Origin of the sequence: Halonotius pteroides (assembly GCF_003605635.1) — an archaeon.
In the GTDB taxonomy this organism is placed as follows: domain Archaea; phylum Halobacteriota; class Halobacteria; order Halobacteriales; family Haloferacaceae; genus Halonotius; species Halonotius pteroides.
Genome location: NZ_QMDW01000002.1, coordinates 106,927 through 119,632, shown reverse-complemented (window position 1 = coordinate 119,632; position 12,706 = coordinate 106,927). Strand labels below are relative to the sequence as shown.

The 12,706-nt window shown below is 62.4% G+C and carries 14 protein-coding genes; 5 read left to right on the top strand and 9 right to left on the bottom strand.

What is annotated here, in order from left to right; translation table 11 throughout:
- Position 1: 1 nt before the first annotated feature.
- From DP106_RS15705 to DP106_RS02045, 3 genes are all read right to left on the bottom strand, one after another.
- Positions 2-178, bottom strand: a complete 177-nt coding sequence (locus DP106_RS15705) for a hypothetical protein (RefSeq protein WP_165857798.1) — start codon at positions 176-178, stop codon at positions 2-4.
- A gap of 45 nt (positions 179-223) precedes the next feature.
- Positions 224-601, bottom strand: coding sequence for a hypothetical protein (locus DP106_RS02050; RefSeq protein WP_120083021.1), 378 nt, complete (start codon positions 599-601; stop codon positions 224-226).
- A gap of 67 nt (positions 602-668) precedes the next feature.
- A complete protein-coding gene (locus tag DP106_RS02045) occupies positions 669-1,517 on the bottom strand; it encodes a Rieske 2Fe-2S domain-containing protein (protein ID WP_120083018.1) in 849 nt (282 codons plus the stop codon).
- A 160-nt stretch (positions 1,518-1,677) separates the two neighbouring features.
- Between DP106_RS02045 and ppc the strand changes: the two genes are divergently transcribed.
- Positions 1,678-4,371 carry a phosphoenolpyruvate carboxylase gene (gene ppc, locus DP106_RS02040; RefSeq protein ID WP_120083016.1) on the top strand — a complete coding sequence of 898 codons (2,694 nt, stop codon included), beginning with the start codon at positions 1,678-1,680 and terminating at the stop codon, positions 4,369-4,371.
- 132 nt (positions 4,372-4,503) lie between these two features.
- Here the strand turns inward: ppc and DP106_RS02035 are convergent, their stop codons facing one another.
- Positions 4,504-5,397: a hypothetical protein gene (locus DP106_RS02035; RefSeq protein ID WP_120083014.1), complete on the bottom strand. Its 894-nt coding sequence runs from the start codon at positions 5,395-5,397 to the stop codon at positions 4,504-4,506.
- 152 nt (positions 5,398-5,549) lie between these two features.
- On the opposite strand from DP106_RS02035, the gene DP106_RS02030 reads away from it, so the two are divergent.
- Together DP106_RS02030 and DP106_RS16030 are read left to right on the top strand one after the other, a co-directional pair.
- Complete coding sequence (locus DP106_RS02030; protein ID WP_120083012.1) at positions 5,550-5,810, top strand: AbrB/MazE/SpoVT family DNA-binding domain-containing protein; 261 nt, start codon at positions 5,550-5,552, stop codon at positions 5,808-5,810.
- Entirely contained in the window at positions 5,779-6,069 is a 291-nt protein-coding gene (locus DP106_RS16030; RefSeq protein ID WP_205738862.1) for a hypothetical protein, read from the top strand. The genes DP106_RS02030 and DP106_RS16030 overlap by 32 nt, the downstream gene beginning before the upstream one ends.
- 178 nt (positions 6,070-6,247) lie before the next feature.
- Here the strand turns inward: DP106_RS16030 and DP106_RS02020 are convergent, their stop codons facing one another.
- The 5 genes from DP106_RS02020 to DP106_RS02000 form a co-directional block, all read right to left on the bottom strand.
- Positions 6,248-6,583, bottom strand: a complete 336-nt coding sequence (locus DP106_RS02020; protein WP_120083010.1) for a DUF7126 family protein — start codon at positions 6,581-6,583, stop codon at positions 6,248-6,250.
- On the bottom strand, positions 6,580-7,497 hold the full coding sequence (gene guaA / locus DP106_RS02015) for a glutamine-hydrolyzing GMP synthase (RefSeq protein WP_120083007.1): 918 nt from the start codon (positions 7,495-7,497) through the stop codon (positions 6,580-6,582). The genes DP106_RS02020 and guaA overlap by 4 nt, the downstream gene beginning before the upstream one ends.
- Positions 7,498-9,180: a CTP synthase gene (locus DP106_RS02010; protein ID WP_120083005.1), complete on the bottom strand. Its 1,683-nt coding sequence runs from the start codon at positions 9,178-9,180 to the stop codon at positions 7,498-7,500.
- Between the two features lie 82 nt (positions 9,181-9,262).
- A complete protein-coding gene (locus tag DP106_RS02005) occupies positions 9,263-9,601 on the bottom strand; it encodes a DUF5615 family PIN-like protein (RefSeq protein WP_120083003.1) in 339 nt (112 codons plus the stop codon).
- Entirely contained in the window at positions 9,594-9,896 is a 303-nt protein-coding gene (locus tag DP106_RS02000) for a DUF433 domain-containing protein (protein ID WP_120083001.1), read from the bottom strand. Before DP106_RS02000 ends, DP106_RS02005 begins: the two co-directional genes overlap by 8 nt.
- A 91-nt stretch (positions 9,897-9,987) precedes the next feature.
- Here DP106_RS02000 and DP106_RS01995 point away from each other — a divergent pair, with 91 nt between their 5' ends.
- On the top strand, positions 9,988-11,643 hold the full coding sequence (locus tag DP106_RS01995) for a potassium channel family protein (RefSeq protein ID WP_120082998.1): 1,656 nt from the start codon (positions 9,988-9,990) through the stop codon (positions 11,641-11,643).
- A 69-nt stretch (positions 11,644-11,712) separates the two neighbouring features.
- The gene (locus DP106_RS01990) at positions 11,713-12,705 is read left to right on the top strand and encodes a beta-ribofuranosylaminobenzene 5'-phosphate synthase family protein (protein WP_120082995.1); all 993 of its coding nucleotides are present in this window, start codon (positions 11,713-11,715) and stop codon (positions 12,703-12,705) included.
- The last annotated feature ends 1 nt before the right edge of the window (position 12,706 follow it).

Below are 12,706 nucleotides of genomic sequence, written 5' to 3'. Positions count from 1 at the left end.
ATTAGAGAAACCAGACGATTGCACCGCCGACAACGACCGTTGCTGGAATCGCCTGTGCGATCCCGGTCGGCGTGAACCCGCCACCGTTTGCGATGCCGAGCACTAGCAACCCAACGAGCGCGCGCAACGCCGCTATTTTCCCGGCGATCGACCCCGTTGATACTCGGCTGCTGTCCATACACGGCGTTCCGATCAGCCCGACACAAAATCGTTGTCAAACTGCTCACTCTTCGTGTGTTGTGTCATCGTCGACGCCGTTCGTTTGGTCTGCGGGATTGTCAGCACCGGTTACTGCTTCGTCGATCTCGTCGGCCGCCCCTTCGATCGGGAGCTCATCAAGTTGGCCGGCAATCGCCGCGGCATCGGCGGCGACAGCGTCGTAGTCGGCACCGGCTTCGGCGGCGACCGCTCGGATGTGGGTCGCCAACAACGAGAGCGTATGGATACGTGGATCGTAGTCGCTGGCTGGATCTCTGGCGATAACGGTGTCGACGGTCTGATCGTCGCGGATGACGCCAAGATGGAGGCCAGTGATGTCGTCGTTGTCCAGCAGGGTGCGCGCACGGTCGCGGTCGGCGGTAAAATCGGTGCGGTCGCTCATGGTCGATGTCGGCGGAGAACAGGCAAAAAGACGCGGGTCGGGCAGCCGTGGGTGTGATGCTAGGTCGTTAGTCGTCGGGTCGCGGCCGGCCGACGTAGAGCGAACTGACGATCGAGAACGGGTCGTACACCGACTGGTGGCACTGACAGTAGACTCTATCCTCGGCATCGTAGTTCGCTGAGCCGCCGAGCGTCTTGTAGCCCGGCACACAACAGAAGTGTGTACACTTGTTCAGGTACGCCATGACGCCCTGATCGGTGCTGGCTTCGATCCACGGATCGTCCTGGGCGGCCTCTTCGATCGCCTCCGAGCGGATGATCGCCACCGGCATGAGATTCTCGGAGTCAGCCGATCGCCACTTTGCCTGTGCGGGCTTGCCGAGGCCGGCCTTGCCGATCCCGTTGCCCCACTCGGTGTAATCATCGAAGTCGCTAACGTTGAACCGATCACCCTCGGATTTTGCCTCCTGTTGCCACGCGTAATCGGAGCTTTCGGTGGCGATAAAGTAGTTGTCCGACTCGTAGCTGGGGACGAGTGCGTTGTTCGATTCGAGCCCGCAGTACTGGAACCACTCCTGGGAGTAAGCGACGCCTGAACCCTTGAAGTCCTCCGTTTTAGCGATCTCGTACTCGACCCCCTGGGCTGTCTCTGTTGTAATCTCCGGCCAGACCCCTTTGATGAAGCCATCATCGTCGATCTCGATGGGGATCTGTGGCATCCCACGTGGGGCTGGGCCACCCGTATTCTCGACAACACGGGCTTCAACCGTCCCGCCACCCGCACCTGAGGCAGTTGTCAGAGTATTGACAGAGACCGCACCGGTCGCGCCAACGCCGGCCAACGCGCCACCGCCGACGACGCCTTTGACAAACCGCCGTCGCCCAGACTCCGGGGGATACTTGTCGTCTTCGCTCATAAGTAGGCGTTCGTCGCGGGCGTAAAAAGTATGACGAAACCGTGGCCCTGAGATAACCGAAATCAGCCCGCTTGGCGGCTCTCGCGTAGTATATCCACCGAAATCGGCCAGATAGCCGATGTGGTGAGACTTTTAGGAGTGGGTTGTTCTACCATACGGTATGTCTTTGCACAACCGAGGTGTGCGGCAGGATGTCCGTGAACTCGGTGCCCTACTCGGTGACGTACTGAAAGAACAGACCTCGACCGGTGCCTTCGAAACCGTCGAATCCCTCCGCCAGGCGGCGATCGCCTACCGCGACGGCGAGATCAGCTCCCGCGATGAGCTACGCAACACGATCGAAGGGTTGTCGCCTGACGAAGAGGGCGACGTGGCACGCGCCTTCACCACCTACTTCGAGCTGATCAACCTCGCCGAGGAGCGCGAACGCGTCCGCGCGGTTCGGGAGGGCTCACAGGAAGACACCCTCGATGACAGTCTCGATAAGACGATCTCCGCGCTGGCCGACGACGGGGCCGACAGCGAGACTGTCGAAGGCATTCTCAACGATGTGCTCATCGAGCCGACGTTTACCGCCCACCCGACAGAGGCCCGCCGCAGCACGGTCAAAGCCAAGCTCCGCTCGATCGCCGACCATCTCAAAACGCTGGACGAACACAATCTCACCGATCAGGAAGCAGACGATGTCTGGCAGGACATCAACGCCGAGGTGACCAGCCTCTGGCAGACCCGACAGGTGCGACAACGACAGCCCGAGCCACAGGATGAGGCCCGCAACGTGCAGTGGTATCTCGAAAACACGCTGTTCGATGTCGTCGGCGAGGTCTACAGCGAGTTTGAGGCTGTCATCGCCGACGAATACCCCGATATCGACGTTCCGAAGCTCTTTGAGTTCCGCTCGTGGGCCGGCAGCGACCGCGACGGTAACCCCTTTGTCACCGTCGATGTGACCGACGAAACGCTGGACACCCAGCGTGAGATCGTGCTCGATCGCTACAAGACCCAACTCAAGCGGCTCTCGGCCGTGCTGAGCCAGGACGGCAACCGGTATGCGACGACCGGCGCGTTCCAAACCTCGCTTGCGGCGGATATGGAACGGTTCCCCTCGGTCTCCGAGGAGGCCAAGGAGCGATACCCCGAGGAACCCTACCGCCAGAAGTTCGGCTTTATGCGGGAGCGACTCGCCCGCGTCGGCGACGTTCGTCCCGGTGGCTACGAGGATGAGGCGGAACTGCTGGCCGATCTCGAAACCGTCGACGCAAGCCTGCGCAGCTACGGCGGCGTCGACATCGCCGACGCGTTCATCGAGCCGCTGATCCGCCAGGTCGACACCTTCGGCTTCTCGCTGGCCAGCCTCGACCTTCGGGATCACCGCATTCAACACACAAAAGCGGTCGATGAAGCCCTCGCCAACGAGGGGATCGACTACCGCGAACTCGACGAGGACGATCGCACCGAGCTCCTGACGGAGGCGATTCTCCAAGACGAGCCGCTGATTGACATGGCGTCGCCGGGCGACCTCACCGAGGAATCTCAGAAGGTGGTTGATCGGTTTGTCGCCCTCGGCGACTGGCAGACGGAGTACGGCACCGAGGCCATCGACACCTACTGTATCTCGATGGCCGAGGAGCCAAGCCACGTCCTCGAAGTCCTCTTCCTCGCCGATCAGGTTGATGTCGTCTCCCTGCCCGATCACGTCGGCCTCGACATCGTCCCGCTGCTCGAAACCGAGTACGCGCTCAACGGGGCCGACCGGATTATGGGCACGTTGTTCGAAAACGAGGCCTATGGACAGGCCATTGAGGCCCGCAACGACACCCAAGAGATCTTGCTTGGGTACTCCGACTCCAACAAGGAAAACGGGTTCATGGCGGCCAACTGGGATCTCTACAAGAACCAGCGACGCCTCGCGGAGATCACCGCCGACTACGATATCACGATGCGGCTGTTCCACGGTCGCGGCGGCTCGATCTCTCGCGGCGGCGGCCCGATGAACCGCGCGCTGCTCGCGCTGCCAAACGAGACTGTCACCGGCCAGGTCAAATTCACCGAGCAGGGCGAAGCCATCGCCGAAAAGTACGGCACCCCGCGGATCGCCGAGCGCAACCTCGAACAGATGCTCGACGCCCAGATCCGCGCCCGCAACAACGCCTTGCAGGAGCCCGTCGAGCAGGTACCCGACGAGTGGACGGAAGCGATGAACACGATGGCTACGGCCGCCCGCGAGGCGTACCGCGACCTGCTGGAAACCGATGGCTTCGTCTCCTACTTTGAGCAGGCGACGCCGATCACCGTTATCGAGAATCTCAACCTTGGCTCTCGGCCAGCCTCCCGCTCCGAGGAGCGATCCGTCGAGGATCTTCGAGCGATCCCGTGGGTGTTCTCCTGGACGCAATCGCGGTGTATCCTGCCGGGGTGGTACTCGATCGCCGCCGGTATCGACGCCTATCTCGATGACGGCGGCGATCTCGATACGCTCGCCGAGATGTACGAGGAGTGGCCGTTTTTCCGGACGACATTTGATCGGGCGACGATCGCACTCGCCCGAACGGATCTCGAAATCGCCGACGAGTACGCCGCGCTGGCCGACAGCGAACTTCGTGAGGAGTTCCAGCCCCGGCTCGAAGCCGAGTACGAACAGACCGTCGAGTACATGCAGGAGATCACCGGCCGAAGCTCGCTGTTGCGGCGTGACTGGTTCGCCGAGAGCCTCGAACGCCGCAACCCATACGTCGATCCGCTGAACCTGCTGCAGACGCATCTGTTGAGCCAGACCCATCTCACCGAAGCTGAGGAGCGAACCCTCCGGCTGACAGTCAATGGGATCGCCGCCGGGATGAAAAACACCGGATAACGCCGTCGTACTGTCGGCTCTGTCCTTCGCCCACGCTGACGAGTGGTAAAAAAAGCGTTTCGCGGCGGTCTGGGAGATGACCTTCGGCGGCCGATAGTATTCGCTGCGATCTAATCGAGAGATACCGAGACGCTATGTGTCCCGTCGATCGAGATGGGTGTTGAGTGCCGCGACGACTGCCTCGTCATCGATGAGATTCCGTTGGCATCGAATGTCGACGCGGGGCAACGCCCGGTGGAGGATGATCGCGTCATCGGTCACACTGAAGCCATCAACCCTCGACCACGGGATGAGGCGACGGGGGCCGAGCCATCGCCCGTCTCTGCGCCGTTCCAGTCCCACTGAACTCGCACGATGCGTGCGCTCGGAAACCACCGATCTGAGTGCGATCACGAGTACCGGTCCGAGAGGTAGGACAGTCGTTACCCCCCTCCAGCCCAGTCGCCAGAAGGCCACTCCGGCGAGAAGGCCGATGACGACGAGTGTTCCAATCATGAACCAAAGCTGAGCGCGTCGTGGCCACCCTGCCGTCCACTCGACAGCAACGTCGGTGTCGTCTACCGTCGTGTTCGCCAGTTGAGTGCGGGCTCTGAGGACGAGGTACTCACCCAGTAACGTAGCCGCTATCCCGGCAACAAAGCCGACGAATCCAATGAGATTGGCCGCGGTGTCCGGCTGAAGATCCGTAACGGCGAACGCGACGAATAGGAAGACATCAAACAGATAGAGACTTATCGGGAGGATACCGACAGCGGGGACGAGAAACGCGATCCAAGGAGAGTCAAGCCATGCAACGAACTCGCTTTGCCGGGAAACTGTCCATGCGACGGTGGCGGTGAGAACTGCTCCCACTGCCCCAAGCAAGCCGAGCGTGACTGGCCAGCTCACCGACCCCAGCCACGGTGTCGCGAGGCCTAACACTGCTGGTGAGAGCAATGCGGCGGCGTAAAGCCCGGCCACAAGCTTGAAACGCCCATCTAACTGCTCCGGCGTCTGGAGGGGGTTATCACCAGAGCGAACATACATACAGATTTGCTTAACCTGAATATAAATATAGCCTTTGATACACTAATTCTCGGCGGGCATTCGGGTTGTCGAAGAACCACTCGATCATAACTACGCTGGGGTCACCAAGACCTATAATGATCAAACTCTTTCGATTAAATATAGCTGATTGGATGAGTCAAACTGACGACGACACCGATACCGGCGAGCAGTACGGCACGGCGGAGTTGAATGACCGCGGCCGGCTGACGATTCCGAAATCGCTCCGGGAGGACTTACAGCTCGACGGCGGTGTTGAGTTCACCGTGATTCGGGAGGGCGGTAATATCCGTCTCGTCCGGGAATTACCGGAGTTAGAAACGGTTACCCACGGCGACGAGTGGGGCGAGGAAGCGTTCCGCGATGCTGGGGAGGCGACGTTCGGTTGCCGATAGCGTCCTCCCGGATCTGAACGCGCTGACGATCCAGCTGATCGACGACCATCCGGGCCATTCGTACGTTGCCGACGAGTTGGTGCCCGTGCTCCGCGGCAGCGAGACGTTGCTGGTCTTTGGCTACCTCCCGCTTCGTGTGCAATGGTTATTGGAAGATCTCGGCTTCGAGACAGTCGAAGCCAAAAACGCGGTCAACTCTCTGCTTGCATATCCCATCGAGTTCGTCGATAGCGACGAGACAACCGTCCGCAACGCCTAGGAGATCAGCGCGGCAAAAAATCACGATGTGTATGACTGTTTCTACCTCTCGCTCGCACGGCAGGCTGAAGCGGATCGGCTCGTCACGACTGATCTGGATTTTGAATCGTTATGCGACGGCGAACCGTTTGAATATGTGAATCCTGTTCCGTCGCCCGTTCTTGAGGAATCTCACAGCGTCAACTAGATTCGGCGGCCAACTCCTCGGCGACAACGCTCACGTCCAACAGCGCGGGATCGACCGCCAAGTCAGTCTGCCGTGTTGCGACCTCCGGCAGCGACTGCTCGCTGTAGACGACCACGCGAACCTCGGGGTTCAGTTCCTTGGCAACGGGAATCCCGCTGGCTTCGCCCACGTCGGTCAACACCACCATCGCGGCGTCGTCAATGCCGGCAGCATCCAGCGTCGACGACGATACCACACCGTCGATCCGGGTGATGCTGAACCCCTCGTCGGCCAGGGCGTCGCCCAGCCCATCGGGATCGGGGCCGGCGACGATTGCGGTCTCGCTCATTCGTACTCGATGGTCGCCGGCGGCTTGTGGGTCACGTCGTAGACGACGCGGGCGACATTCTCGTTTTCGCCGGTGATGCGGCTCTGGACGCGCTGGAGTGTTTCCCAGTCGATCTCTTGAGCGCGGGCAGTCATCCCGTCGCGGCTCTCGACCGACCGGACGGCCACGACCCAGCCGTGAACGCGGTTGTCACCTTTGACGCCCGTCGCTTTCCCGATCACGGCGGCGAAGGCCTGCCACGGCTCGTACTCCGCAAGCTCCTCTTCGACGACGTGACAGGATTCGCGGGCAACCTTGACCTTCTCCGGTGTCACCTCGCCGATAATCCGCACCGCAAGGCCGGGGCCGGGGAACGGCATGCGTTCAGAGATAATCGCTTCGAGGTCGAGTTCGCGGGCGACCGCCCGAACCTCGTCCTTGTAGAGGTCGCGGACGGGCTCGACGATCCCCTCGAAGTCGACGACCTCGGGCAGCCCGCCGACGTTGTGGTGGGATTTGATGTTGCCTTCCGACTCGATGCGGTCGGGATAGATCGTTCCCTGCACCAACTGCTTGGCGTCCGTTTCCTTCGCTTCGCGTTCGAACTCCCGGATGAACTGCTCGCCGATGGCCTCCCGTTTCTCCTCGGGATCAGTCACCCCCTCCAGCGCGTCGAGAAACCGTTCGCGGGCATCGACAACCTGGAGGGAATCCATGAAGGAAAACGTCTCGCGGATCTGCTCGGTTTCGCCTTTCCGCATCAGGCCGGTGTCGACGTAGACCGGCGTGAGTTGCTCGCCGACGGCCTCGTAGGCGACTGTCGCGGCCACGGAGGAGTCGACACCGCCCGACAGCGCGATAATCGCGTTGTCGTCGCCGATCTGCTCGCTGATCGATTCGACTGCGTCGTCGATGAACTCGGTTGGGTTTACCATCTAAACTGTCGCCTCGGTTTCGGTGTCATCATCGGTTGGTTCGCTTGCCGCTTCAGTCGAGTCGCTGTGCTCCGTGACCGCCGCAAGGAAGCCCACGAACGGCGGGCTCGCGCGGTCGGGCCGCGACCGGAACTCGGGGTGGAACTGCGTCCCGAGGAAAAATGGGTGGTCGTCGAGTTCGAGGATCTCCATGCGTCGGCCCGAGGTTCCGGAGAAGACCATGTTCTCGGACTCCAGTTCGTCGATATACTCGGGATTGACCTCGTAGCGGTGGCGGTGGCGTTCGGTACAGGAGTCCGCGTTGTAGATCTCGGCGGCCAGCGTGTCGGGGTCGATCCGGGTTTCGTGGGCACCGAGCCGCATCGTCCCGCCCATGTCGTCGATCTCTGTCTGCTCGGGCAGGATGTCGATGACGGGATGCGGTGTCTCCTCATCGATCTCAGCGGAGTGGGCCCCCGCAAGCCCCAGCACGTTGCGGGCTTGCTCGATGACTGCCATCTGGAAGCCCAGACAGAGCCCGAGGAACGGCACGTCGTTTTCGCGAGCGTAGCGGACAGCGTTGATCTTCCCTGCCGCGCCGCGGGAGCCGAAGCCGCCGGGGACGATGATCCCGTCGGCCGATTCCATCCGCTCGGCGTGTTTCTCCGCCATCTCGTCGGCATCAACCCACAAGACCTCGACATCGGTTTGTTGTTCGATCCCGGCGTGTTTCAGCGCCTCGTGGATCGACATATAGGCGTCTTCAAGCCCGTATTTGCCGACCAGCGCGATCTTGACGCTGCCATCGCGTTCACGGGTGACAAGCTCCCGCCAGCGTTGGGAGCGGTCGGCTTTCGGGACGGCGTTGTTGGCGATGCCGAGCCGTTCCATCACGTACTCGTCGAGGCCCTCGTCTTCGACCATCAGCGGCACCTTGTAGATGTCGTCGACATCAGGATTCGAGAAGACGGCATCGGTTGAGACGTCACAGAAGCGGGCGATCTTCGTTTTCGTCTTCTCGTTGAGTCGCTCCTCGTTGCGCCCGACGAGGATGTCGGGCTGCAAGCCGATCGATCGCAGTTCCTTGACGCTGTGTTGGGTCGGTTTGGTCTTCTGCTCGCCGTTCATCGAGTTGGGGACGAGCGTGACGTGCATGAAGAGCAGATCATCGTCGCGTTCCTCGCTGGCGAACTGCCGGAGGGATTCGAGAAACGGCATCGACTCGATGTCGCCGACGGTGCCGCCGATCTCGACGATACAGACATCGGTACCTTCGGCGGCCTCGCGGATGCGGCGTTTGATATCATCCGTCACGTGGGGGATGATCTGGACGGTTTTGCCGAGGTAGTCGCCGGCGCGTTCGGCCTCGATGACGCTCTGGTAGGTCTTCCCGGTTGTCACGTTGTGATCGGAGGTCATATCGATCCCAAGGAAGCGCTCGTAGTTGCCGAGATCGAGATCGACCTCGCCGCCGTCCTTGAGGACGTACACCTCGCCGTGCTCGTAGGGGTTCATCGTCCCGGCGTCGACGTTGAGATAGGGGTCGACCTTGACCGCGGTCACGTCGAAGCCGGCATTCGCCAGCAGGCGGCCCGTGCTCGCGGCGGTGATCCCCTTTCCGAGCCCGGACATCACGCCGCCGGTAACGAAAATAAACTTCCTCCCCAGCGTGGGGTCGTATTCGGTGGTCGGTTCGGGTGGCATACCGACTGTGCGGCAGGTTTCATCAAAACGGTTTCGATGGGCGCGATGGGCTGTCGGATCGTTGGATTCTCTGTGAGAGTCACTACCACCACGGATCGAGTTGTCCGCGACCGCTGAACTGGTTCCCATACGCCTCGATCATCGCCAGTATCCCGGCGGCGACGCTGTAGGCCGCCATCGTATCGTCGTGTAGCAACACGACGCTTGCGTGGGAATCTGACGTGAGCGCGCCGAAACCACTCACGTCGCTGGTGACGATGATCCGGTCGGTCTCACGGACGTACGGCAGAATACCGGCCTCGTCATCAGCTCCCTCGCCGAGAGTGTCACGGACGTGCTCAACATCGACACCCTCCTTTCGCAGATAGGTGACTGTCTTCGGATCGATGTTCTCGTCGAGAGGGAACCGCCACTCACTCATTGTCGGTCGTCTTTGGATCGACACCGTCCTGCCGCTCGATTTCCTCGCTGAACGCCGCGATCGCTTCGGCCCGCTCGCGCTTGACGGCCTGCATCTCGCCCGGATGGTCGTGGCAGTACGCCAGCGCGTGATACACGTCGGCCACATCGAGATCGAACCGGTCGGCGACCGTCTCGGGTTCAGTATCCCGTTCCTTGGCGAGGGCGGCGACCTGACGGACGCTGATCCGCCGCCCACAGATGTGTGGCTCGCCGAGGAGGTCGTGAGCAACACGCTGGACGCCGCTGTCAGCCATACCTGCCGATCCGCGGCCCGACAGCAAAACCACACTGCCGACGACCGCGATCAGACGGGGGTGTTTTTTATGATCGCCACATTGCTCGGGTATGCGGAGTCTCCGGAAGCGCGTCGGCTACTTCCTCGTCTTTGTCGTCGTCTTTGTCGCGGTCATGGCCGTCATCTACGACGCTGGGATGCGCACCTTCGAGCCCGGCCCCTACCCGCCACCAGGGACGGAGATCTCGTTGTTTCACTCGGGACAGGTCGTCGTCGAGACGATCACCGCCACCGGCTACGGCTCGGATGCCCCCTGGAAGAGCCCGGAGATGAACGCGTTGGTTGTGCTGTTGGATCTCACCGGCGTCGGCCTGTTCTTTCTCGCCTTGCCGGCGATCCTGCTGCCGTGGTTCCGCGAGCAGTTCTCGGTCTCGGTGCCGACCACCGTCGATGATGAGCACAGCGACCATGTGGTCATCTGCACCTACACCGATCGCGCCCGGGAGTTGATCGCCGAACTCGACTCGAAGGACGTTGCCTACGTCCTCGTCGAACCGGATCACGAGCGGGCGGCCGACCTCTATGCGGAGGATTACACCGTCATCCACGCCGACCCACAGTCGGCCGCCGACCTTCGGGACGCCAATCTCGGTTCGGCCCGCGCCCTCGTCGCCGATGTCTCGGATCGGGTCGACGCCAGCATCGTCCTTGCGGCCCGTGAGGTCACCGAGGATGTGACCGTGGTCAGCGTCGTCGAAGATCCCTCGCTTGCCGCCTACCATGACCTTGCTGGGGCCGACCATGTTGTCACACCCCGGCAACTGCTTGGGGAGGGGTTGGCCCGGAAGGTGACAACCGCCATCGAAACCGATCTCGGGGATTCGATCCAGCTGGGCGAGGACTTCGAGATCGCCGAGGTCTCGGTTCGGGCTGACAGCGAACTGGCCGGCCAGACGTTGGCCGACAGCAACATCCGTGATCGGTACAACGTCAACGTCGTCGGCGCGTGGCACAAGGGCGACTTCGAGACGCCACCGCCGCTGGATACCACGCTGGAACGCGGGATGACGCTGTTGGTGACCGGTGACGGTGCCGCCCTCGACCGACTCCGTACCGCTACCGGCTCGCGGATTCGACAGTTCGGTCGCGGGCGCGTTGTCGTCGTTGGCTACGGACAGGTCGGCCAAACGGTCTCGGAGCTGCTGTCGGCGGCCAGTATCACACATACCGTCGTCGATATTGAATCGAAAGATGGGGTCGATGTCGTCGGCGACGCAACGGTCACTGAGACGCTCACCGCCGCCGATGTCGGAACCGCCGAGTCGGTCGTGTTGGCGATCCCGGATGAGACCGCCACCGAGTTTGCGACACTGATCGTGCGTGAACTTGACCCGGAGACGGAGCTCATCGCCCGTGCCGAAACCCGGGCTGCGGTGCCGAAAACATACCGCGCGGGGGCGGACTATGTCCTTTCGTTGGCGACGGTCAGCGGCCGGTCGATCGCCTCGCTTGTCATCGACGACGAGGAGATCCTCGGCATCGAAACCAACGTCGAGATCATGAAAACGACCGCTCCAGGGTTGGCCGGTGAGACGCTGGAAGGTGCTCACATCAGAGCACGAACCGGCTGTACCGTCGTCGCCGTTGAGCGTGACGGCCGTACGCTGACAGAACTGGAAGCGACATTTCAGCTTGCACGGCGAGATCGGCTTGTTGTTGCCGGCAGCGACGCGGATGTCAACACATTCCTCGAACAGTTCGGGTGAGCGAGCGGCCCTCCCCCCGATCACTGCCGCTGCCGAAACCCGAATACCACCGCATGTCCAACTATCGGTATGACACAGGTCGCCGTTGGCGGGCGGCTGCATTTCGGCTTTAGCAATCTCTCGCTGTCACACAGCCGGCTGTATGGCGCGCTTGGCGTGGCCCTCGACGCGCCACAGATGTCGCTGTCAGCAACCCCGGCTGCGTCGGTCGACGCGCCGCCGGCGATCGAATCGGTCGCCGAAACGGTCTGCGAGCAGTTGGGTGTCGATGGCGTCTCACTGCAGCTCGACCAGCAGCTCCCGGCACACGTCGGGCTCGGTAGCGGTACCCAAACGGCGTTGACCGTGGCAACGGCGGTCGCCGACGCCCACAACAAGGGGATCGCCGTCCGCGAGATCGCGCCTGCGCTCGGTCGCGGCGGGCGGTCGGGGATCGGTGTTGGCACCTTCGAGGCCGGCGGGTTCGTGCTTGATGGCGGCCACCCGACCGCGCGGTTCACGACCGATCGCCCACAGGACGGCGACTGGACGGTGCCGCCGATCGCCGCCCGCCACCGGATCCCTGACCACTGGCGATTTCTGCTTGTGATCCCTGACAGCGAGCCAGGCCGCAGCGGCGACGTGGAGGACGACAGCATTCGCACGGCCATCGAGCGTGCCGAGCCGGCGATCGCCGACCGCATCTCGGGGCTACTCACCCGGCGGGTGTTGCCCGCGATCGCCGCCGGCGATGCCGACCGCTTTGGCGCGGCTGTCGCCGAGATCGGCCGGCTCAACGGCACGTGGTACACCGACGAACAGGGCGGCGTTTACCGGCCCCCAGTCGGCGAACTCGTCGACTCGCTGTCGGGGTCGCCGGCGATCTACGGGGCGGGACAATCCTCGTGGGGACCGACCGTCTACGGCGTCACCGACGCCGCCCACGGCGACGCGGCTCGCACGGCTGGCCGGGCAGCACTCGATGCGGCTGGAATCGACGGCACGGTTGATCTCGTTGCAGGCCGCAACCACGGTGCACGGGTCGGCGGCGACCCGCTCGACGTAACGGCTAAACGGGCGTAGC